Origin of the sequence: Lacticaseibacillus zhaodongensis (genome assembly GCF_009687905.1) — a bacterium.
GTDB lineage: Bacteria > Bacillota > Bacilli > Lactobacillales > Lactobacillaceae > Lacticaseibacillus > Lacticaseibacillus zhaodongensis.
The window spans coordinates 76,939-99,145 of record NZ_BLBG01000002.1 but is presented as its reverse complement, the minus strand read 5'-3'; the positions used below and the strand labels follow the sequence as shown (position 1 = coordinate 99,145).

At 53.2% G+C, this 22,207-nt stretch carries 22 protein-coding genes; 15 read left to right on the top strand and 7 right to left on the bottom strand.

The genetic code is table 11. The features are described 5' to 3' along the window. Positions 1-271: 271 nt before the first annotated feature. The 6 genes from GN107_RS02980 to GN107_RS02955 all read left to right on the top strand — a co-directional run bounded on the left by GN107_RS02980 (position 272) and on the right by GN107_RS02955 (position 6,066). Entirely contained in the window at positions 272-922 is a 651-nt protein-coding gene (locus tag GN107_RS02980; protein ID WP_155286371.1) for a phosphatase PAP2 family protein, read from the top strand. Between the two features lie 2 nt (positions 923-924). After that, complete coding sequence (locus GN107_RS02975; protein ID WP_155286370.1) at positions 925-1,869, top strand: glycosyltransferase family 2 protein; 945 nt, start codon at positions 925-927, stop codon at positions 1,867-1,869. Continuing rightward, entirely contained in the window at positions 1,869-3,827 is a 1,959-nt protein-coding gene (locus GN107_RS02970; protein ID WP_155286369.1) for a glycosyltransferase-like membrane protein, read from the top strand. Before GN107_RS02975 ends, GN107_RS02970 begins: the two co-directional genes overlap by 1 nt. Before the next feature lie 12 nt (positions 3,828-3,839). Next, positions 3,840-4,244, top strand: coding sequence for a GtrA family protein (locus tag GN107_RS02965; protein ID WP_155286368.1), 405 nt, complete (start codon positions 3,840-3,842; stop codon positions 4,242-4,244). 131 nt (positions 4,245-4,375) lie between these two features. Then, complete coding sequence (locus GN107_RS02960) at positions 4,376-4,966, top strand: TVP38/TMEM64 family protein (RefSeq protein WP_155286367.1); 591 nt, start codon at positions 4,376-4,378, stop codon at positions 4,964-4,966. Between the two features lie 386 nt (positions 4,967-5,352). Beyond that, complete coding sequence (locus tag GN107_RS02955; RefSeq protein ID WP_155286366.1) at positions 5,353-6,066, top strand: M57 family metalloprotease; 714 nt, start codon at positions 5,353-5,355, stop codon at positions 6,064-6,066. 97 nt (positions 6,067-6,163) lie between these two features. Here the strand turns inward: GN107_RS02955 and GN107_RS02950 are convergent, their stop codons facing one another. Beyond that, positions 6,164-7,018, bottom strand: coding sequence for an alpha/beta hydrolase (locus GN107_RS02950; protein ID WP_230678540.1), 855 nt, complete (start codon positions 7,016-7,018; stop codon positions 6,164-6,166). A gap of 526 nt (positions 7,019-7,544) precedes the next feature. Further along, on the bottom strand, positions 7,545-8,315 hold the full coding sequence (locus GN107_RS02945; RefSeq protein WP_155286365.1) for a sulfite exporter TauE/SafE family protein: 771 nt from the start codon (positions 8,313-8,315) through the stop codon (positions 7,545-7,547). A 201-nt stretch (positions 8,316-8,516) separates the two neighbouring features. Between GN107_RS02945 and GN107_RS02940 the strand changes: the two genes are divergently transcribed. Next, positions 8,517-8,801 (top strand): autorepressor SdpR family transcription factor, encoded by a 285-nt coding sequence (locus GN107_RS02940; protein WP_155286364.1) that lies wholly within the window; start codon positions 8,517-8,519, stop codon positions 8,799-8,801. Continuing rightward, the gene (locus GN107_RS02935) at positions 8,788-9,432 is read left to right on the top strand and encodes a DUF1648 domain-containing protein (RefSeq protein WP_155286363.1); all 645 of its coding nucleotides are present in this window, start codon (positions 8,788-8,790) and stop codon (positions 9,430-9,432) included. Before GN107_RS02940 ends, GN107_RS02935 begins: the two co-directional genes overlap by 14 nt. 70 nt (positions 9,433-9,502) lie before the next feature. Here GN107_RS02935 and GN107_RS02930 read toward each other — a convergent pair whose 3' ends face one another. From GN107_RS02930 to GN107_RS02910, 5 genes are all read right to left on the bottom strand, one after another. Further along, positions 9,503-9,694, bottom strand: a complete 192-nt coding sequence (locus GN107_RS02930) for a hypothetical protein (protein ID WP_155286362.1) — start codon at positions 9,692-9,694, stop codon at positions 9,503-9,505. Between the two features lie 75 nt (positions 9,695-9,769). Then, complete coding sequence (locus GN107_RS02925; protein ID WP_230678539.1) at positions 9,770-10,576, bottom strand: Cof-type HAD-IIB family hydrolase; 807 nt, start codon at positions 10,574-10,576, stop codon at positions 9,770-9,772. 22 nt (positions 10,577-10,598) lie between these two features. After that, complete coding sequence (locus GN107_RS02920; RefSeq protein ID WP_155286360.1) at positions 10,599-11,333, bottom strand: GntR family transcriptional regulator; 735 nt, start codon at positions 11,331-11,333, stop codon at positions 10,599-10,601. Between the two features lie 104 nt (positions 11,334-11,437). Further along, positions 11,438-12,871, bottom strand: coding sequence for a 6-phospho-beta-glucosidase (locus GN107_RS02915; protein ID WP_155286359.1), 1,434 nt, complete (start codon positions 12,869-12,871; stop codon positions 11,438-11,440). Positions 12,872-12,929: 58 nt separating this feature from the next. Beyond that, complete coding sequence (locus GN107_RS02910) at positions 12,930-13,247, bottom strand: PTS sugar transporter subunit IIB (RefSeq protein ID WP_155286358.1); 318 nt, start codon at positions 13,245-13,247, stop codon at positions 12,930-12,932. A gap of 546 nt (positions 13,248-13,793) precedes the next feature. Here GN107_RS02910 and celB point away from each other — a divergent pair. The 7 genes from celB (at position 13,794) to GN107_RS02875 (ending at position 22,198) form a co-directional block, all read left to right on the top strand. Next, positions 13,794-15,161 carry a PTS cellobiose transporter subunit IIC gene (gene celB, locus GN107_RS02905; RefSeq protein WP_155286357.1) on the top strand — a complete coding sequence of 456 codons (1,368 nt, stop codon included), beginning with the start codon at positions 13,794-13,796 and terminating at the stop codon, positions 15,159-15,161. A gap of 299 nt (positions 15,162-15,460) precedes the next feature. Then, positions 15,461-16,645 (top strand): hypothetical protein, encoded by a 1,185-nt coding sequence (locus GN107_RS02900; protein WP_155286356.1) that lies wholly within the window; start codon positions 15,461-15,463, stop codon positions 16,643-16,645. A 244-nt stretch (positions 16,646-16,889) separates the two neighbouring features. Next, positions 16,890-18,305 (top strand): SLAP domain-containing protein, encoded by a 1,416-nt coding sequence (locus GN107_RS02895; protein WP_155286355.1) that lies wholly within the window; start codon positions 16,890-16,892, stop codon positions 18,303-18,305. Between the two features lie 277 nt (positions 18,306-18,582). Then, positions 18,583-19,818, top strand: a complete 1,236-nt coding sequence (locus GN107_RS02890) for a Firmicu-CTERM sorting domain-containing protein (protein WP_155286354.1) — start codon at positions 18,583-18,585, stop codon at positions 19,816-19,818. Between the two features lie 24 nt (positions 19,819-19,842). Further along, positions 19,843-20,454, top strand: coding sequence for an exosortase XrtG (gene xrtG / locus GN107_RS02885; protein ID WP_155286353.1), 612 nt, complete (start codon positions 19,843-19,845; stop codon positions 20,452-20,454). Positions 20,455-20,469: 15 nt separating this feature from the next. Further along, positions 20,470-21,819, top strand: coding sequence for a TIGR03111 family XrtG-associated glycosyltransferase (locus tag GN107_RS02880; protein WP_155286352.1), 1,350 nt, complete (start codon positions 20,470-20,472; stop codon positions 21,817-21,819). Between the two features lies 1 nt (position 21,820). Next, positions 21,821-22,198 carry a 6-carboxytetrahydropterin synthase gene (locus GN107_RS02875; protein ID WP_155286351.1) on the top strand — a complete coding sequence of 126 codons (378 nt, stop codon included), beginning with the start codon at positions 21,821-21,823 and terminating at the stop codon, positions 22,196-22,198. Positions 22,199-22,207: the final 9 nt, after the last annotated feature.

The following is a 22,207-nucleotide window of genomic DNA, read 5'->3' as shown; positions in this document are numbered from 1 at the left end:
TCCACTCTTTTTTTACGCTGCATATACGGAATTCTAAATTTTTTTCAGAAACAAAGCCCAACTCCGCGCACTTTAAGCGGTCCAGGCTTAAAGAAATTCAGTTTTGGGTTAGTTTTCATAGGTGGGTAACAATTCCCTGATTAGCTATTCTGGAACCATAGATAAGCCAAGCAATTATTCCGCAAAGGGGATTCAATCATGTCCATACTCATCCTAATGGTGGCACTGCACTTAATTAAACTGGCCCGGCGCCGGCGCGGAGGTGTCCACAATGAAAACTAAGCAAAAGAACCTCTGCGGCGTGATCCTACTGGCACTGTTCGCCGCCCTCGCCGTGAGCGTCAAAATCCAGTCCGGCTGGCTACAGTCTTTTGACAGCGGCATGCGGACCCTCGCGACGAAATCAATCAGTCCGCTCAACACAGCTGGCTTCAAGGTGATTGCCTTCTTCGGCAGTCCCGCCACGGTCATCGGCATGACGGTCCTGCTCAGCATCTGGCTTTGGTACCGCCGCGACATTACCGAGGCCCTCTGGGTACTCGGCCTGCAGCTGGGGGACTCGGTAATCGCCGAGATTATCAAAATGCTCGTCGCCCGGCAGCGGCCAGTGCACCAGCTGGTCCCCGACACCGGCTTCAGTTTTCCCAGCGGCCACGCGCTCTGCACGAGCCTGATGGTATTCACGCTGCTGATGTTGCTGCTGCCCAAAATCAAGGACCAGGAGACCCAACTTGTTGCCGTTATGGCCGGTGCCCTCTGGATCATCCTTGTTGCCGTCGCCAGAGTTTACCTGCGCGACCACTTCGCCTCCGACGTGACCGGCAGCGTGCTCCTCGCAGCCGGCTACTGGCTCATCGTGACGCCTTACGCAGTGCAGATCAAAGGCTGCATGCGCCGCGTTCTTCCTGAAAGGATCAGATAATTATGAAAATGCAAAAACTAACAATTGTTATCCCAGCTTACAACGAAGAGGAAATTTTGGCCTCCTCCGTTGCCAAGTTACTCGCAATTGAAAACCAGATTGCCGAACAGGGCAACGTAACGCAATCGGACATCCTCATCGTGGATGACGGCTCGGCCGACCGCACCTGGGAAATCGTTGAGAAGCTTAACCACGGCAACTCCCGCGTCCGCGGACTGCGCTTCTCCCGGAATTTTGGCCACCAGAACGCGCTAATTGCCGGCCTGCACGAGGCGGTGCAAACTGCCGACATGATCGTCACGATTGATGCCGACCTGCAGGACAACCCCGAGAAGATTCCCGAAATGGTTGCCAAGTCCGTGAGCGGTGCCGACATCGTTTATGGGGTCCGCAACGACCGCACTTCCGACAGCTGGTTCAAACGCACGACCGCTAATGCCTTCTACAAAACGCTCAAGCTGCTTGGCGTTGAGCTCGTGCCCAACCACGCAGATTTTCGCCTGATGTCCCGGCGCGCAGTGCAGACCTTCCTTGATTACCCCGAACGCAACATTTTCATCCGCGGCATCGTGCCCAAGCTGGGCTTTAAAACCGACGCTGTCTACTACAAACGCACGCCGCGCACGGCCGGGGAATCGAAGTACCCACTCAAAAAGATGTTGGCCTTTGCGTGGGACGGCATCACCAGCCTCACCGTGGCGCCGATCCGCTTGATCTTAATTTTGGGCGTTCTGGCCTGCTTACTGGCGATGGGGATGGTCGTTTACGCGGTTGTCCTGAAGGTTCTCGGCCTCGCGCTCCATGGCTGGTCATCCCTGATGGTCTCCCTCTGGTTCATCGGTGGGGTCCAGATGGTCAGTCTCGGCGTGATTGGCGAATACATTGGCAAAATTATGACGGAGGTGAAAGACCGTCCGCGCTACACGATCCAGACGGTCCTGGAATAATGACAAATAAGCTTAGTCTGCGGCCGGCATTTCTCCCGGCAGTGCTCTCGTTTTGCCTCTTCATTGGGGCAATCAGTAATGTTGTCGGCAGCATCGGCCTGGCAATGATCATCACAGTTGTCCTCACTTTTGCCTGCACCCACCTGCTGGCAAAACCACTAAACACAATCCCCTACCAGCGGGTTCGCTGGTTGATCGGTATTGGCTTAATCGCAATGGTCATCGCGCAGATTTACATTCTGAACGTGATGCCCGACACCGTTTACCACGACCCCTACCGCGTCTTGGCTCAGGCCGATCAGATGGCTGCCGGCCACATGAGCTGGAACATCACCTACTTCTGGCGCTACGCCAACAACGTGCCGCTCGCTTACCTGATGTCCTTGTGGCTGCGGCTGACACAAGTGGTCGGTATGTCGACCAACGTCAGCATCCACCTGCTCAGCATGCTCGTCCTGGACAGCTTCATTGTCCTGCTGCTGCGGACGGTCTGGCAGCTCAGCAAACGCAACAGCCTGCTACTGGCTAGCTTTGCGTTTACCATGCTCACTCCGTTTGCCTACACCTACTACCTGCAGGTGTTCTACTCCGACCTGCCCTCAATGCTCGTGCTGCTGATTGTTATGCGCATCCTGCTGCACTGGCGTGATGGTTCCCGACGCTACCACATTGTTGCGGGAATCGGCCTAGTCAGCGCCACCCTCCTTGGTGAAGTCATCAAGGCCAACATGATCGTGATGATTCCGGCGCTAATGATTATCGCCGGCCTGCTGATCCACAAGCACCAACTCAAAAAGTCCCGGCTATTGTTGCCGATGCTGCTGATCGTGCTCGGTTTTGGCCTCAGCACCCCCACGAACCAGGCTATCTACCGCGCCAGCAACTACACGCCGAACCAGACTTACCAGTTCCCGGTCACCCACTGGATGCTGATGGGGATGAATTCCAAGAAGTTCGGCATGTACGCTGGCAAGGATGTCGGCAAGGCCATCAAGCTACCCGACAAGGCGGCCCGGCAAAAGGCTGACCTCAAGGCGATTCCCCGCCGCGCTAAGCACCTCGGTGCGTTCGGGCTGGTCCGCCTGTGGTTCATCAAAATTGGCATCATGCTCAACGTCCGCGACGTCGGCCGCTGGTACAACGGCGGCTTCCAGGCGGCACCACAATGGTACAACCGCAATGCCAGTTTCTACTCACGCCTGACACAAATCAGCTACTCCACCGCCACCCTCGTGCTGTTCGTGACGCTGATGCTGCGGCTGCTCACCTGGCGGCCAGACTTGACTGATCCGCGCCAGGTAGTCGCCCTGACCGGTGTGGTCACCGCACTCGGTTACCTCGCCTTCCACACCTTGTTGTGGGAGACTGAGCCCCGTTACGGCCAAGCAATTTTGCCCCTGCTCTGGTTTGCCTTGGCCGCAACGCCGCAACCCGCACCAGCGCCGATCAGTCAGCGCGAGCGGCGGTTTGTACCGGTTCTCAGCCCCATCGTCACCGCGATTCCAATTATCGCCGCGATTGCCTTGACCATGGCCGCAAGCAATTCCCACATGCGCAATGATGTCGTCGCCGCGCAGCGCAGCCAGCTGTCGGAGCAATACCACGCTAAGCCACTGGCAATGCTGCCGCAGATGACCATGAGCGAAAAAATCGACCTCAACGCGGATGCCAATTACCTCTCCGTGCAGGTGCACCCCGGTTCCGCTGTCCACGTCACACTGGTAAAGCTGGCGACCGGCGAACATTACCACCTCTACTCTGCGGGTCAGGTATACCGGCTGCACCACCAGCTCCCTGCCGGCCACTACCGGATCATCGTCCGCAACAGCACCCGCCAGCAACAACGCGTTGACGTCGTGCACACCTACCACTACCAGCTGGCCAAGCATCCCCTGCTGATCAACGGCCACGCTAATAAGACCGCATCCTTCATCTACACTTGCAAGATGCACAACTAAGAAAGGCTCATCATGGTTAAGACAATCAACCTGCTCTACGCAAAATACGGCGCCGCACTGCGCTACCTCATCGTCGGGGGGCTCACCACCGGCATCAACCTAGTGCTGTTCTTCGCCCTCACCCACATCAATGTCCCTTGGTTCTGGGCCAACGTCGCCGCTTGGTTCCTGAGCGTGCTCTTCGCATTCATCGCTAACAAACTGGTCGTCTTTGCGTCAAAAGACACCAGTGCCGAGGTTGTGCTCCGGGAAGGCGTCAGCTTCTTCGCCCTGCGCGGGGCCTCACTTTTGGCCGATACCGCCATCCTGTTCGTCGGCTTGACCCTTTTGCACGGCTCCCCGGTCATCGTCAAACTGATTGACCAAGTCGTCGTGATTGTGCTCAACTACGCATTTAGCAAGCAAATTTTCTCCTAGCGGTGGTGACCAGCCACATCCTGCTGACAAAGCTCGGTCTTTCGCCTTATTGACCGCTTCCAGCAAGATGGACTAGAATCACTTTTAGCAAGTAAAAAACGACTGACGAAGGATTAAGGGGTGGCAGACAAATGACTGGCGAGAGCAAAAGCCTACGCAACGCGCAAATCGTGGCCGTTGTGCTACTAATATTCATCGCCTATCTGTGTTACCGCGCCGGCTACTTCTCCTCCATGGCCGCGCTCCAACGGGTCGTCAATCGCGCCGGTGTCATGGGTCCGACCGTCTTCATTCTTTTGCAGACGGTCCAGGTCATCTTTCCCATCATCCCCGGTGGTCTCTCCACCGTCGCCGCCATCGCAATTTTCGGCGCTAAGTGGGGCTTCGTCTACAACTACATCGGCATCGCAATCGGCTCCATGCTGAGCTTCTCGCTGGTCCGTCATTACGGCCGCCGCTTCGTGCGCTTCATCGTCCCCGAAAAGACGCTGGACAAGTACCAGCACTACCTCGACGGTGGCAAGGGCTTCGACCGCTTCTTCACGATTGCCATCCTCATGCCCATCGCCCCCGATGACTTGCTCTGCATGATCGCCGGGCTGACCAAAATGCCACGGAAAAAGTTCGTGACAATCATCATGCTGTGCAAGCCAGTGACCATTCTCGAATACAGCTTGGGTTTGAGCTGGGTGTTCACTACGGTTGGTAAACTGATTCACTAAAATCTAAAAAATGTAAAATCAAGGTCACCAAAGTAATTTTATCTTTGGTGGCTTTTTTGCTAGTTGTTATTATAGTTGGGCTTAGATTCAGCTATCCTATGTTTATATATACAAAGACAGTTGGAAATACGGAATGACTAAGAACCGAGCTTAAGTAGCGATATTAGACCGCGGGGTGGTCTTAGCGTGGCTAGCTTGCTGCCTCTTTCGATGAGCGCTCATTAAATAATTGTAGGATTATTATGCACGTTAATTATGGTTCCGGTTTAACTGCACACAGGCTGATAGCCATCGGTTGCTTGAATCAGGCCCCGTTTTGTGTTATTTTTTTACGTGTAAAGTAGTTGGGGGACTTCTCGTAGGGTTTCACCTATGAGGATGCAACTATGAAAAAGAATGGATTATTAGTGCGCATTATTACCCTTACTACAACTGCGCTTACTTTGCTTGGCATCGGTGTTACCGCAGCGCCAGCCGCCTCTGCTGCAGCTGTGACCAGCTACAGTCAAGCTCGTAATTACCGCTCGCTGAGTGCGCAACTAAAACATAATGGGCTCCGCAACGTTCGCAACACGACCGACGACAGAGTGTGGGCCACGAGCAAGCAAAATTTTGTTTATGAAAATACTTATTTCGGCAAGTCAAACCTCACCGTATCGATCATGCACTACCCTGCCCGTGGAACCAGCAAGGCCCGGACAAGTTACCTGTATGGACTGCTGACGGCAGCGCTGAATCAGATCAACCGGTCCGGAGCAAATGTTAATTTGAAGTATGTCGGGGATGGTAAGAGTGATGCCGACATCAAGGTTTACTACGCTGACAATCAACACAACTACGGCTTAGCCGCCAACGCGGCCAGCCAGGAGATCCCGCGGTACTGGCCAAACAGCATCAACTATGATGCGCAGGTCGACTTCCGCTATGCTAGCAAGTACACCACTGAGACGACCATGATCCACGAGATTGGGCACGCGCTCGGACTGGGGCACACGGATCTGATTCACAAGACAACCGTGATGTCAGCGTACTTCAACCGCAGCAATCCCAACTATACTTACTACAATCAGGCACTGATTAATCTGTATGGGCGGAAATAGTCCACCCCTAATGGAATGTGTGAAGCATAACTACAAAAGGCCGACTGAAGCGATAAAACTTCAGTCGGCCTCTTGATTAACGCGAGGTATATATAGACTACTTACTTGTTCGATTATAATACGTTTCGGTCGCGTGCTTGAAGGCCGCCTGCCATGAAGCGGTGGCCGTTTTAGCAATCCGTGATCTCGGTGCAAACTTGTCAGCCGCGTGAAACCAGCCGCGATAAACGTCGACGTGTGCAGGAACCCCAGCCTCCCGCAAATTTTGGATGTAAGTTTGCGTTTCTTGATAAAAAGGCTCAATGTCACCAACAAAAGTATAGGTCGGTGGCAAGTTGCTGTAGTCAGTTGCCCGGGCTGCAGCGGCATATGGTTCTAGGTCGACCGTATGATAATGGTCACCAAGGTACATTTGCCATGCGTTTTGATTGCTCCATGAATTCCAGATTGGCTCATCATTATCGACTGAAGAGGTGGTTGGCCGGTCGTCGAGCATTGGGTACAGTGGCATCTGAAATGCAAGCGGAACCTCACCCTTATCCCGTGTGTAGAGCGTGAGTGCGGCGGTCAAACCACCACCTGCACTTTCGCCGGCCACGAAAAACTGATTCGGATTAATACCAAGCGATGCATGGTTATCGTTCATCCACCTGAGCGCTAGATAAGCATCGTCAAGCGCAGCTGGGTACTGGAAGTCTACAGACAGGCGATAATCAGGTAAAACGATGACAGAATTACTAACAGCCTGAACTTTACGGGCGTAACCCAAGTCCATCTCGGGAATCTCCATCGCATAGCCCCCGCCATGGAGCCATAACACACCGGTTGCATTGGGCTTAGGACGCAGTGAGCGGGCAACGATGATACGCAACTGGGTGCCGTCCGGGCGCGACGTCCAATGCTCGTCCACCTGCATGTCTTTGGGGAACCGGCCCTTAACTGCGTGATTCATGAACCAATTGGCTCGTTGGAAAAACCTCGCATCCAAGCTAGGAGCAATTTTTCGCGCTAAGATACCAATCTTCCTGACGTCTGGGTGAATTTGATCATTCGGAATATGCGGCATTTAGCTATCCTCCACAATCATCGAAGTATGAACACCTGCGTTTGACTGCAATCCACAAACAAGGACAGTCATGCAGACCTGCTCTATTCATGCAAAATCACCCCCGCTCGGGCGGGGAGCACGGACGGCTTTTGGCATGGGATTATTGACGGTTAGGATCACCCCTGCTCAGGCGGGGAGCACACAAAAAGAATCCCGTCCTATCAACATTCCACATTTTAAATTTTACCATTTTACATGAGTCTCAGTTCTGAACAGCACAAAAAAACATTGACTTGATTTATGATTTTCCTCAAGCGGTACTGAATACATTCTTCAGTTCGTCAAATATCGCTACAAAAAAGCGTGACATCAACGAAGAGCACGCTGATCCCACACCCAGTAATGTTTCATAAACCACGTCAAAGATATCCTAATATGCTTGTACGAAAAGTACTCCTGCGACAATAAACGCAGCAACCGCTATGGTTGTTCGCATTAAATGCACAGGAATGTGACGAATAAAAATTGGCCCGAGATAGCCACCAATGAAAAGCCCAGCACCCATTGGCCAAACTAACAACCAGTAGATTTTGGCCTTTATTGCGTAAACAAACAGTGAAATGAAATTTGTCATCAGTGAACTGAAGTTCTTTATCGAGTTATTAACCGCAAAAGGCAGTGCACTCGTAAACGACAGCACCGCCAGCATGATCACCCCAGATGATGCACCGAAATACCCCATATAAAGTCCGACCACAAATATGGCCGCGGTCCGCCCCACCATCCGCCACCGACTTGGTGCCGGCACAGCCTGTCCTGCCACAGTTTTTTGCTTCTTCCGATTGCTCAGCAGCATCAACACCCCAGCGGCTAAGATAAAGAACGGCACAAGCTTCTGAAAAGACTCCGCGGGTGCAGTGATGAGGATCCATGCGCCGAAAATACCCCCGACAATCGTCGTCAGTGCATTAATCCACGCAACCTTCCAGTTGCCATGCAGCTCCTGCTTAGAAGACACCGTCGAGCTAACTCCAGTAAACACCAACGCCGCCGTATTAGTCACATCCGCATTCACCGGTGGCAGTCCCAACGCCAGTAAGGCTGGGTAAGAAAAGACCGATCCCATCCCCGCCATTGAGTTCGTCAGGCCGGCCGCAATGCCAGCCACAAACAAAAATAAGATTTTGACCCAGCCAGTCATCACGGCCGCCTTCTTTCTCCCTCCAGTATAAGCACTAGTTGCTCAAGACTCCACAAGATTATGTATGAAACTATCGCCTTTAGATGCACCATCATGACTGCCCAAACTATTTAGAAAAATATCAAAATAGTCTTGTCTACCATTTGCTCCGGTGCTATATTCTATTTAGAAAGATTTCTATATAGCTAGGAGGCGAAGCACATGGCGATGAGTGACACGCTCAAGGCGATTTCGGACCCGGTGCGACGGCAAATCTTGGAGCTGCTACGCAAGGGCTCACAGCCCGCGGGCGAGATTGCGCAACATTTTGACCTAAAGCAAGCAACGGTTTCCTACCACCTGAAACTGCTGAAGCAAGCGGGACTCATTACAGAGCGCAAGGAAAAAAACTTCATCTATTACGACCTCAACGCGAGTGTTTTCGAAGAGGTTCTGACATGGATTTATAGCCTCGGCTTAGGAGGAGAGCAAAATGAGCAAAAGTAAATGGCACACATTGATTCTTACTAGTCTGGTCACCATCGCCCCCATCCTGTACGGAGCGAGCGTGTACTCCCGACTACCAGCACGGATGGTGACGCACTGGAGCATTAATAATCAGCCAAACGGGTGGATGGCGCGGCCGATGGTAGTCTTCGGCTTGCCCCTACTCATGCTCCTATTCCAACTCATCACAGTGGGGAGCACTTACTACGCCGAAAGCAAACAGCCTCACGCCATGGGCAGAATGGGCCGCGTCGTTGCCTGGATTTTCCCCGTCATCAGTGTAGTTATGTACGCAGTGACCATTCGCGCGGGCGTCGGCAACAACGTCAACATTCGCTTCTGGGCGCTGCTCATTGTTGCGCTTATCCTCATCTTGATTGGTAACTACATGCCGACAGTACAGGAAACGAATAGTCGCTACGTTGGCATGCGTTTTCCATGGCACGTTACCAACCATTCAGGTGCCCGCAAAACGGCCCGCGCACTGGGCTACCTGTATGTGCTAAGCGGCGCAATCGTCCTAGTGAGCCTGCTCTTCCCACCAATGGTATCAGCAATCTGCATCGGCCTGTTCATTCTCGCCAACTTCCTCGTGCTATCATTCAGCTACCGGTGGACAACAGGAGCATAACTATCAGTAACAAAAAAACGGGACCGGACGTTAATCGCCAGGCCCCTATTATTTTGCTAACTAAGTATTATTACTTGCCCAGCAGTTTCTTAATCCGCAGTCCCTCATCGTCGCTAAGGCTGTAGCGCCGCTTGTCGATGGTGACGATGTAGTGCATCTTCCCATCTTTGCCCATTGACTGCTTCAGCTTCTCGATTTCGCTCAGGTCAGCGACCTGGAGCGTTAACTTTTTGCTCTTACCACTAATGACATTAATCTCCACAATGATCACTCTTTCGTATTGTCACGGTAAAATCCATGCCATTATCATAGCACTGTCGCCGCAACAGAAGCCAGGTTAGCTGAGTGCGTACTTGCGCACGGCATGCGCCCACCCATCATGTGCAATGTCATCGGTGACATGGTCGGCCGCAGCCTTCACCGTGTCCAGACCGTTACCCATCGCGACCGCGGTGCCGGCAAACTTGAGCAGCGGGAGATCGTTCTCCTCATCCCCGATTGCCATGACCTCGTCCGCAGAGTAACCGAGCCGCCGCACCAGTTCGGCCAGGGCGCGCCCCTTGCTGACATCCTTGTTCATGAGTTCGATAAACACACGGCCGGCGCGGGTAATGTACAGCTCGTCCCCATATTTTGCCCGCACGAATGGTTCCACCTTATCCAGCAGCGCGGGGTCACCAACGAAATCAGCCTTGGCAATTGCAAAATCGACGGGCATCGCGTCCGGCCGCCGCACGCGAATGCTGCAGTGATTCTCAACCGCTTGCAGCGCGGTGATGTAATCAATGTCGTGGTCAGCGGTGTAAACCTGGCCACTGGCATCCTGCACGCCAAAAGGAACGTGGTGTTGCCGCCCGAATTCGGTCAGACTGACGTAATCCGCATTGCTCATCAGGTGGCTACTCAACACCCGGCCCTCCGTATCGGCGAGAATGCCACCATTGTGCGTAATGACGTACTGCTCACTGCCAGCAATGCCCAGCGTATCAAGGTATTCCTGCATCCCCACCAGCGGCCGCCCCGACGCCAGCACCACTTTAATCCCAGCGGCCAGTGCCTCTTTCGCGGCGGCAACGGCACTGGCGGGGATTTTGCCGCCAGTCGCCAAGGTCCTGTCAATGTCTGTTGCAATTATCCTAATCAAAATTCTGCCCCCACAAGATTATTTATAGCCGCGTAAACATAAAGAACTTGCCCATTCGGTAGTCATAACTCAGCTTGGAAAAAGCAAACAACTGCCCGGAACTCAGGTAAGAGTCATCGTTCATGATCAGCATTGGCGCCCCCGCTGCTAAGTCGAAAAACCAGGCGTTCTCCTTGGCTAGCGGTGCGGCCTCCATCACCTTATCCTGAAAACCCAAAGTCAGCGTTTTATTCTCCGCGACGAAGGCGAATAGTGAACCCTTCAACGCAGATTCAGGGACGTCCCCCACGATGTCGCGCAAGTAATAGGAATGCTCAAAAGTGTAGGGCTTGCCGTCCAGCATCCGGTAGCGTTTGATTTCCCACAGCCGCGTCGCCGGGTCGATTTTGCCCGCACTCGGCGTGAACGCAGCATCGGCGGCCGTCACCTCGTCGATTGAATAGTCGGTGGTCGTGAGTTGCTTGCCCTGGCGCGCCATCTCGGTCGACAGGCCCACCGCGTTCTGCACGGACACATAGTTATCATCCTGCCGCGGCCGCCCAAAAGTCCCGATGCCGTGCGCCTGGTAGATGTAGCCCAGAACGCTGAGGCGACTGAGTGCCTGCCGCAGCGTGTAGCGGGTTACGGCGTAGCGCTCCATGAGCTCGGGCTCGGTCGGTAATTTATTCTTCTCGTCGATAATCGCACCCGTGTGAATATCATTGATCATGCGCTCCACCAGGGTTGCGACTGGAATTGAACTCTCTCGCTTAGCCATCTGCATCCTCCTCCACTAAAACTAACTACCGCTATTATCGCACGAATGATTAATCTGACCACAGCGCAAAAAGGTGAGCGCGTAATTCCGCCCACCTTTTCCGCTTAGTCTAAGTCAGCTCCGTTAGACGCAATCACCTTCTGGTACCAGTTGAAGGAGTCCTTCTTCATGCGCTTCATGGTTCCCTTGCCAGCATCGTTCTTGTCAACGTAGATCATGCCGTAACGCTTGTCCATCTGGCCGGTTCCGGCTGATACCAAGTCAATGAAGCCCCATGGTGTGTACCCCATCAGGTCAACACCATCGACATTCACAGCCAGCTCCATCTGCTTGATGTGCTCACGCAGGTAGGAAATGCGGTAGTCATCGTGAATTTTGCCGTCTTCAAGTTTATCAAAGGCACCCAGCCCGTTTTCCACGATGAAGAGTGGCTTGTCGTAGCGGTCACTGTACCAATTGAGTGCGTAGCGCAGACCAATTGGATCAATCAGCCAGCCCCAATCGGACGCCTTGAGCGTTGGGTTCTGCACTTCACTATCCTTGGCGCGAGTCATGTAGTCGTCAGCCTCATCCTTAACTGCCTGCACCGCGTGGGACGCGTAGTAGGAGAAGCCAATGTAATCGACCGTTCCCGCCTTGAGCACATCCAGATCTTCAAGCGTGATGTCGAGATCAAAGTGCTTCCGGGCAAAATACTGCTTGAGCCAGTTTGGATACTTACCTTTGCACTGCACATCCGCGTACCACTGCGCGGCCTGCATCGTCCGCTCCGACTTCATCATGTTGCGGGGGTCAGGACTAAGCGGGTAGGCCGGGCCGTTGGAGAACATCGCGCCAATTTTGAAGTCCGGGTTGATTTTGTGGCCAATCTGGACTGCTAGCGCGCTGGCGACAACCTCATAGTGACTAGCCTGGAACATCGCCCGCTCTAGGTCTTCACCCGGCTTGGCGAGCAGCCCAGAGTTGGTGAAGACGGACCACTTGTTGAACATGCTGGTCTGATTGTTGATTTCATTGAAGGTCATCCAGTACTTGACCTTATCCTTGTAACGCTTGAACACGGTCGTGGCGAACTTCGTGAAGAAGTCGATCAGCTTGCGGTTGCGCCAGCCACCGTATTCTTTGACCAGGTGGTACGGCATCTCGAAGTGGGACAAGGTGATGACCGGTTCGATGTTGTACTTGTGCAGTTCATCAAAGAGGTCATCGTAGAACTTGAGCCCCGCTTCGTTTGGCTCGTCTTCATCCCCGTTCGGGAAGATCCGCGTCCAGGCAATACTGGTGCGGAAACACTTCAAACCCAGCTCGTGGAACAGTTTCACGTCGTCTTTGTAGTGGTCGTAAAAATCGATGGCTTCGTGGTTCGGATAATTCTTGCCCGGCAGCACACCGTCCGTGATTTCGCGGGGCTCGGTGTTACTACCCGCCGTCATGACATCGGCGATGCTGACGCCCTTGCCGCCTTGTTGCCAGCCACCTTCAAACTGATGGGCCGCAACCGCACCGCCCCAAAGAAAACCTTCTGGTAATTTACTCATACTAATCTACCCCCACATAATTATTTCAAAATTGTCAGCACCCAATAAGCTGCACGCCCTACTTCTGCGCAGCCAATAGCTGCATGGCCGTCTGCAAAACCTTCTCGCCACGCATCCGCCCATAATCGAGCATGTCGATGACAGCGACGGGAATGTCCAGCTTCTTTTGCCACTGGGGCGCCACGAAGCGGACTTGGGGACCAATCATGATCACGTCTGGGTGGTACTTGGCAAAGTCATCACCAATCAACTCAGCCGGAACCGCAAATACTTTAGCGTCAATACCATCCGCAGCTGCCGCATCCTGCATGTGCTTAGCGAGCAGGCTGGACGACATCCCCCCAGCACAGGCCAACATGATGATTTTCGTTGCCATGATCATTCCCCCTCAGGCTCCAGCATTCAAATTATTGTCATTCGAATGAATCGAATATAACACTGGTCCGGAAAATTGTAAACGCATTCTTGTGTTTTTAGCCGTGACTCGTTACATGCGGAAAACTACCCGCTGAGCAGTTACGGCAAAGTAACTAGTGAATTAGTGCTTTTTAACAGGCGCCACCGCTGGACTACGGATTACCAGGCCGAACCTGCTTTGCAAAGAATACGTCCTGTTATTTAACAGTAGCTAACGCCTAAATGAGGTTCGAATGACTTACATAGTAGCAATCACCCACATGCTGCCTACCAAGCGGATTCCAAGCTTATACCGACCCACGATGCACCGTTATCTTCTAAAAATTGCTTGATTCATTCGAATGAATACGCTAAGGTATTGAATGTAATCGGTTACAGCAAAAGCGCCACCGGACAAAATTCCGCTTGAGGGGGCGGGTAACACCAACCATCATGTCCGTTGCAATTATTCTCAGTAAGTTGTAGACGTCCAGCAATACTTATTCTTTTAAGGAGATGCATTTGAATGGCTGACAATCAAATCAGCGGTGAGCACTCACTGCGCGACAAGTTCGCGGACGGCATCGGGAAGTTTTCCGGATCCCGGTTCGTTCGTTCCATCATTGCCGCTGGCTACAGTGTCATCACCTTCTCAATCGTCGGGGCAATTTTCCTGATCCTGACCGTCCTGCCGCAAGCCTTCCCCATTCCGGGCTTTGCGGGCTGGTACGCAGGCACGATTGGACGCTTCACGAACCTGTTCCAAGTAGTCTTCAATTCGACCATGGGCATTTTGGCCCTAGTCTTCGCCGGTACCTTTACTTACACCTACACGAAGATTTACCGCGATGAAGAACACCTGGCTCTTGAACCACTCAACGGCCTGCTCATGTTCCTCATGGCATTCTTCATCACCGTCCCCCAGCTCATCTGGAAGGGCGGCAGCATCCAGATGGTGCAGTCACTCGACAAAATGAACATCATCGGTGGTGGCTACGCCGTCTCCGGTGGTGGGATCACCCGGATCGCCTCCGTTGGGATCTTCACCGGGATCGTGGTCGGCTGGATCACCGTCCAGATTTACCGCGAAACGATCAAGCACAACTGGCGCATCAAGATGCCAGCTTCAGTGCCATCAGGGGTTTCCAACTCCTTCTCCGCACTGATTCCTGCCACCTGTGTTGCCATCGTCATTTCCCTGCTCAACTTCATCCTGGTTATGGCCGGCACCGACCTGTTCAAGGTACTCTTCATTCCATTTTCCTTCATCAGTAACATTGCTGACACCTGGTGGGGCTTCATTATCATCATTCTTCTGATCCACCTGCTCTGGTGGTTCGGGATTCACGGTGCCACCATCATGAGTTCCTTCTACACTCCTATCGTCCTGGCCAACCTGGCCGCAAACGTCAAGGGTGCAAGCCACTTCTTCGCTGGTGACCCATTGAACTCCTTCGTTATCATCGGTGGTTCTGGGGCCACACTCGGGGTCGCCATCTGGCTGGCAACCCGGTCCAAGTCCGCGCAATTGCGGGCGCTCGGCCGCGTGGAAGTCGTCCCAGCGCTGTTCAACATTAACGAGCCGCTGCTCTTCGGCCTGCCAATTGTTTACAACGCCCAGCTGGCCATTCCGTTCATCGGGGCCCCAGTGGTTTCCGGGATCGTTGGCTACTTGGCCGTCACGACCCACATCGTGCCCAAAATCATTTTGCAACAGCCATGGCCGACCCCAGTTGGTCTGAGCGGCTTCATCGCCACCGCCAGCTGGAAAGGTGCCGTTCTGTCTGTTGTCTGCGCGCTGGTTGCCTTCGCAGTTTGGTACCCATTCATCGTGCACTACGACCGGAAGCTCTACAAACATGAGCAAGCAAACGCCGCTGCTGAAAAAGACTAATATCACAATAGCTTGTAAACTATACTTTTGAGTTCACCAAATACTCCTCCACCCCGAGGAGTATTTTTTTGCCCATTTGCGTCACAATTTGGCGCCAAATACTGTTCAAAAAGATTCGCTTAAAATAGCTTTCATTATTTAAGTTGAATAATGGTAAGTACATGTACAAACACCCCGCTGGTGCATATAATTGGCACATGAGGGTTGATTGGGGACGCCACTTAAACCATGGGGGCTGATCCTAAGCAATCACGATTATATCTAAGCATTACATACCAGCACCACTTGGAGGAGTAACAATGAAGAAATCAGCAACAATCACCACCGCCCTGCTTGCAGCAATGCTCGCAGTCGGGGCCGCAACGCAGGTCAGTTTTAGCGGCACATCCGCAAGCCAAACCGTTCAGGCCGTCAGCAACATTCGGCAACGCGAAAGTTACGCGGCCCGTTCTAACGCCACCATTAACACCCACGGCGCCAAGGGGATTGCCAACAACCGATACAGTCACAGCAACTTCAAACCGAAGACCTACAAGGTAACGGCCGGCTCCAAGAAGGGTGCTAAGTGGAGCACCGCCTTATACTTGCCAACGAAGACCATCCGCAGCAACAACAACCCGTCCCACAAGACCCAGAGTTACTTTGCCGGCAGTCCTGCCGAAGGGTACACGATGGACAAGTCCGGGAACATGTATTTTGCATTCTCCCGGCGCAACGGCAACGCTTCTAAGACCGGTTACCTCTACAACGGCTACATCATGCGGCTCGATACTTACGCCATCAAGAAGCTCAAGAGCAACAAGAACCTGCTGTCCAGCAATCCGCAGTCACTGATCAAGGGTAACCACGTGCGCTTCTCCAACCTTGACAGCGCCTTCTGCAGCGGCAGCCTCGCTTACGACCGCAAGACGAACAAAATTAAGTTCATGGTCGCCTACAGCAATGGCTCCGACAGCTTCCTGAGCCGGCACCCCGTTCAGCTCGCCACGGTCAACCCGAACAGCCTGCGCCGCGAAAGCACCGCTAAGTTCTACCTGCAGGACCCAGTCACCCATCACTACACCGCCCCGAACGTCCTGGCCTTCGACAACTCCGGTAACTTCTATGCCGCAGCTGCTGCATCCCTGACCACGACCCACGGCACGGCCTACATCATCCAGCAGGGTGTCCGCAAGAGCAACGGTAGCTACAGCTTCCGCCAGTTAGGCATGACAATCAAGCCAGTCCTGTCCACCCAGCTCCAGGGCATCAGCATCGACAACGACCGCTTCTACATCACGTCCAACTCCGCCTACGTCAGTTTCAGCCTGAGTAAGTACCTGCAAAATGCTGAGACTCCTGCCAAGGCAGGCAGCGCCAACTCCTGGCTCGGTCTTGAAACCGCGCAACTATCCGGTGCCCGTGAAGTCGAGAACCTGGCCGCCCACAATGGTGCCAAGTACATGGTCATGACCTACCCTAGTGAAGTCGTTCAGGCCCACTAAGCATTACCAAGCAAATAACGTTTAAAGGCGCGACTCCCGCAGAAATGCCGGAGCCGCGCCTTTTTGCGTCAATCCAAAACCAACTGGTGTTATGTTACTGTTTCACAACAACTGCGAACCCGCACCCTTTTGCATGGCATCGCCATCCGGAGCCCGCTATAATTGGCTATGTAAGTATCATCTATCTGAAATTAATTACTTTAACGTTTTGTGAAACCAAACACTAGGCAATAGGAGGCCGAACATGAAGAAACAAGTCTTACGTTTTGCAAGCGCCGCAGCAACAGCTCTCGCCCTCGCACCCACCGCGGTCGCAATCAGCGGCAAGAACCCCGTGTCCGCCGCAACGAACACCACGAAGACGATCGGTAACGCGACGGTAACCACGACCGCCACCAGCACCAAATACGTCGCCAGTCCCGTTTCTGTTTACGCCAGCAACGGATCACGAATCGTGCGCACGCTGCTCAAGGGCACCAAGCTCGCGATTAAAGGCACCGCACTGATTGGCGGTAAATCCTTCTTTTACCTGGGCACCAATTCCACGACCGACGAAGATGAGTTCGTGCTCAACACCAACCTGAGTGACACACCAGTCAGCCCAGACGTGGTCGCAACCGGGATCGTCAAGGTCACAGCAACGGACGGCGCGCAAATCGTCAACAAGAATGGCGTCGCTAATGGCCAGCAGCTTAATTCTGGTAGTAGCTGGAAAATTTTCGGTAGCGCCACAATCGGCGGCCACCAGTACTTCAACGTTGGTGGGGACCAGTACGTCTATGCTGGTTCCGTTATCGTCACCTCTGGTTCACCCGATACCAGTAACGACCCTGTGCAGACAATCAACGGTACCGGGGCGGGCCTGCTGAAGGCGGAACCGAACAACTCGACCAGCGCCACTACTTCTGGCTCAACCGCAAGCAGTACCACTAAGGACAGCAGTACTGCCGCCACGACAACAAGCACTACTGTCGGCCCAACCATCACCCCTGCCAGTGGCAAAATCCAAATTGGTAATGCGGCAACGGTTGTTTTCGACCAGAACGGCGACTCAACTAACAAGGTACTGAACGCCGGCTCCAGTTGGAAGTACTTCGGCACCGCTGTTATCGGTGGCCTTACCTACTACAACGTTGGTGGCAATCAGTTTGTCCGTCAAAGTGCCGCAACCGTTGACGGCCCCACCGCACTCAGCGGTCAGGTCACTGTTAGCGCAACACGGGCTTACGTCTTCAAGAGCGACGGCGCAACGCCAGTCCTGAAGAGCAACGGTACCATCAAGGCGCTCGGTGCCGGCAGTACTTGGAAGGTCTTCGCTGAATTACAACTGGGCAACCGCATCTTGTACGACCTCGGCGGCGGCCAGTATGTTGACGCCAGCGATGTCGCTTACAAGTCGCCGGCTGAAGTGAGCGCAGAAGCTAACACTACGGCCAAGAGCGGGATTGCGACCATTAACTATGTGCCGGGCTACGGGATTCAAGTTTGGCATGCCGACAGCACCATGGTCCTGAACAGCGATGGCAGTGCTAAGAAACTGATGAACGGAACCCAATGGAAAATCTTCAACCAGCGGATTGTCGATGGCCACACCTACTACGGCCTTGGCGGTGACCAGTGGATCGATTCCAGCTACGTTTCGTTTCACGCGCTGAACTAAATTAAATCCAGTTTACTCAATTAAGATGGTGCCACCTCTCAAGTTGGTGGGCACCGTCTTTTTTTCTACATTTTGAAAACCAATCCGGCATATCATTAAGTCCTACTAATTTCAACATAAGCGCAGGTCCAACTTCAAAGCGCTTCCACCTTCTTTTTGAACAAATTTGTGTTAATTGTGTGTTCTCTTTGCATATTTGCATGAATAAATTTAAAAACATGCTATAATCAGGATTATTGGGGATACAAGTTTTTTCAGCAAATCGGGGATAATTTTTATGAAATCTAAAATAATTTTAGGGGCAGCGGCCTTCTTACTGGCAGTTGGTGTTGGCGCAACACTAGTACATACGCAAACGAGTTTTGCGGATACAAGCAAATTGACTTTCTGGGATGACGGTTCCGGAAGCACAACCAGCCTAGTTGATTTGCAAGCCGGTCCGCAGACAGTCGCCGGGACGGTGCAACTGCACGGGACCGCAAACAACGCCGTGCCGGGTTCCGGCTGGATCCTGAATGTCGGCGGACAGCAGGTGACTTTAGTCTTCGGAGCTGATGGTGCTGCGACAACTGATGGCACGGTCACCGTCAGCATGCAGAGTAACGGCCAAACGACAAATGTTGGTACCGCAACGGTCAAGCGCGTCGCGGCCAATGGCACTTACACGAGTGACTACAGTGTTGTCGACTTTTCCGTTGACCTCAGCAAGGTTGCGGGCAGTGACGTTCAAACTGGGACTCCTGTGTCCTTGAGCAGTTGGAACCTTGGCAATGGTAGTGCCACTGCCGTTGTTGGCGACCTTGCAGCTAGCACGGCAACCGCCACGGGCACTAGCGGCACCGATGCTTCTAATGTTTCCGAGGACGGCGTTGTCACCGACCAGGGTGATGCGGACACGACCAAGGGTGATCAGAATAATAGTAACGATTCTGTCAGCACCTCCATGTCGACCGACCCTGATCAATGGGCCAAAGATGGGGTTAAGCTGACGAAAACCTCCACTGGTAATGCGTCCATGGCGGTCACTACTAATGGCGATACAGCCTACGTTTACGTCAAAATGGCGGACTACCAGCCCTTACCTGACCATAACGGCTACACGTTCACCATCAACGGCAAGACTTTTCAAGTCTGGACCGGTGACATGCCGAACAACTTAAGCGATGGCAGTAGTGCCGATGTCAGTTTCACCGGCGGCCAATGGAATGACGGCAATCAGTACGGAACTGTCGGTACTGCCAAGGTTGCGCAGTTCGCAGGTACCAACGGTGGTAATTACAAGACGATGGTGCTCGCCGTCGACCTCAGTAAGCTCAACGTTGCGGACACGACTGGTCAGCAAATCACCGTCACCAACACGCAACTTGGTAACGACAGCGTCACGGCAGTTGGTGGGTCAACCGGCCCTTACCTGCTCGCTGGTTCCGGCGTAGTGATTGCGGGACTTGGGTTCTGGAAAGCCAAGAAGAAGGGCTTGCTAAAAACCCAGCCCGTTCAAGTCGCAGGTAAGTAACATTCAGTCTAAAGGAACACGTTTATGAGCTTATATCTATTAATTGGTACTATTTTGTGGTTATACGTCCTATCCGTGTTAAAGCGGGCCCGGCTCTCTGCCTTTATGTTCATTGTGGGCAGTGCTGGGCTCTTCTTTATCCTCATGGGCTTCGCACAGCCGTACTGGGTGTGGTTCTTCACCCATGCGGTCATTCACGGGGAAAGTTTATTTGGCCTGATTACGCATTGGTGTCAAGTAATTCTTCGCACCGGTGCGGTTTACATCCCCACCGCTATGGGCTCCGTTACCATGAGAATCGACTTCGAGTGCTCCGGCATCATCGAGACCGCGGCGCTGGTCTCACTAATCTGCTTCTTTCCCACTTATGCGCGGCGGGAGAAGCTCTTCTACGCGGTGTTCGGCACCCTGTTCATCTACCTGGCCAACATCATCCGGCTGAGCGTGGTTGTGACGATCGTGCATTTTGCCGGGGCTGACAGTTACTTTGTCGCCCACGCCATCATCGGCCGCCTGGTGTTCTACGTCTTAGTCATTGCGCTCTACTACAACGTGTTCACTTACTCACAACTAGCCCAAGGGGTTTACCGGGAACTAGTCGGGCGTCGCCTAGACCGGAAGTCGCAGCAAAATTAGCAAAGGGGTCCTGTTATGCTTTACTGGTTACATTTAACACTGTTTCAAATGGGCTTCTGGATCACTTGGACCCTGATTCCCATTGTGGTCGAAATCATCCCCGCCATCTGGTCCACCGGCCGCCTAATTATCCGGCAGCTCCACGCTCCGAAACTCGACCAGCCGCAAAAGTGGCCAATGATTACGGTGATCGTGCCGGTTTACAACTCTGCGGACACCCTATTCGCCTGTATCCGCTCGCTGAACGAGCAGACTTACCCCAAGGACTCCTTGCAAGTGATTTTGGCCAACAACCAGAGCACCGATGATTCCTTCGGGGCTTTCGCCGAGGCGCAAAATAAGTTTCCCGAACTGATCCTGCGTTACGTCAACACCGATAAGGGTAAGGCAACCGCGCTGAACACGGCGATTTACCAGAGTATCGGTACCTACGTCATCAACATTGATAGCGATGGTGAACTTGAGGCGCACGCGCTGGAGAACATGGTGCTGCGCTTCGAAAACGACCCGGACATCGCGGCGATGACCGGCTCCATTTTGCCCCGCCACGACCTGGTCTCCGCCATTAAGAAACCATTTCACAAGCTCCTGGCGCAAAATGAATACTACGAGTACGCCCAGGCCTTCTTGTCCGGACGCACCATTGAATCCGAGCACGACCAACTGTTCACGATGTCGGGGGCCTTCTCCGCCTTTCGCCGCGAAGTCTTGATGGACACCTTTCTCTACGACACCGACACGATCGGCGAAGACACGGACATGACCTTCCAGATTCGCACCCGGCTCGGCAAAAAGGTCGTCATCTGTGCCGAGGCGATTTTCTACATTGAACCGATCAGCGGCCTGAATGAGCTTTACACCCAGCGCCAGCGCTGGCAACGTGGCGAAATGGAAGTGGCAGCAAACTACATGCAACACACCGCCAAGCTGCAACTGTTCTTCAAGAATTTCCTGATTCGGCGCATGATGGTCGACCACACTTTCCTCTTCCCCAAAATGATCTGGATGTGTGCCTCCGTGGTTCTGATTCAGTTCGGCTATCCGGCTGGCACCATGGCCCTGTCCTACGTGCTCATTTACGGGCTGTATGTTTTCGTATCCCTGATCGATTTTGCCAGTGTGCTACTGATCCTGCGGCCGCACCCAGATGAACGCCATTACTACTCAAGTTTGTGGTGGGTCGCCTTCACCCTGCCGGTATACAACATGCTGTGTTCAGGTATCCGGCTGGTTGGCATCATCAACGGCATGACCACCAAGGCGTCATGGCAGCTGCGTGGTTTTGATCAGGAAACGCAGCAGGTAAAAGCGGTGCTCAAGGACGACCTGCGCGAACTGCGCGAGCACCACGATGAGGAGAAATAATATGCACAAACAACGCACCTACATCATCAAGTCATACGTTAACGCCAGTCACGCGGTCCGCTGGGAAAGCGGCACCGGTAAGCGGCACAACCACACCTGGGAAATTCAGTGTGAGTTGCACACCGTCAACAAAATGGTGGCCTTTTTTGACATCGAAAAGCTGATCAAAGCCGCCCTAGACGAGCTGTCCGGTAAGTTTTTGAACGACCTGCCAGAATTTGCGACGGTCAACCCCACCGTTGAAAATGTGACCGAATACCTCTTTGATAAAATTGACAAGTTAACTCGCGAAAATGGCGCCCAACTCCTGCGGTTGCAAGTCTCCGACTCCCCAACCCGCTCCTACGTCATCGACGTGACCGGCCGCAACCTACCATAATAGAGGTCC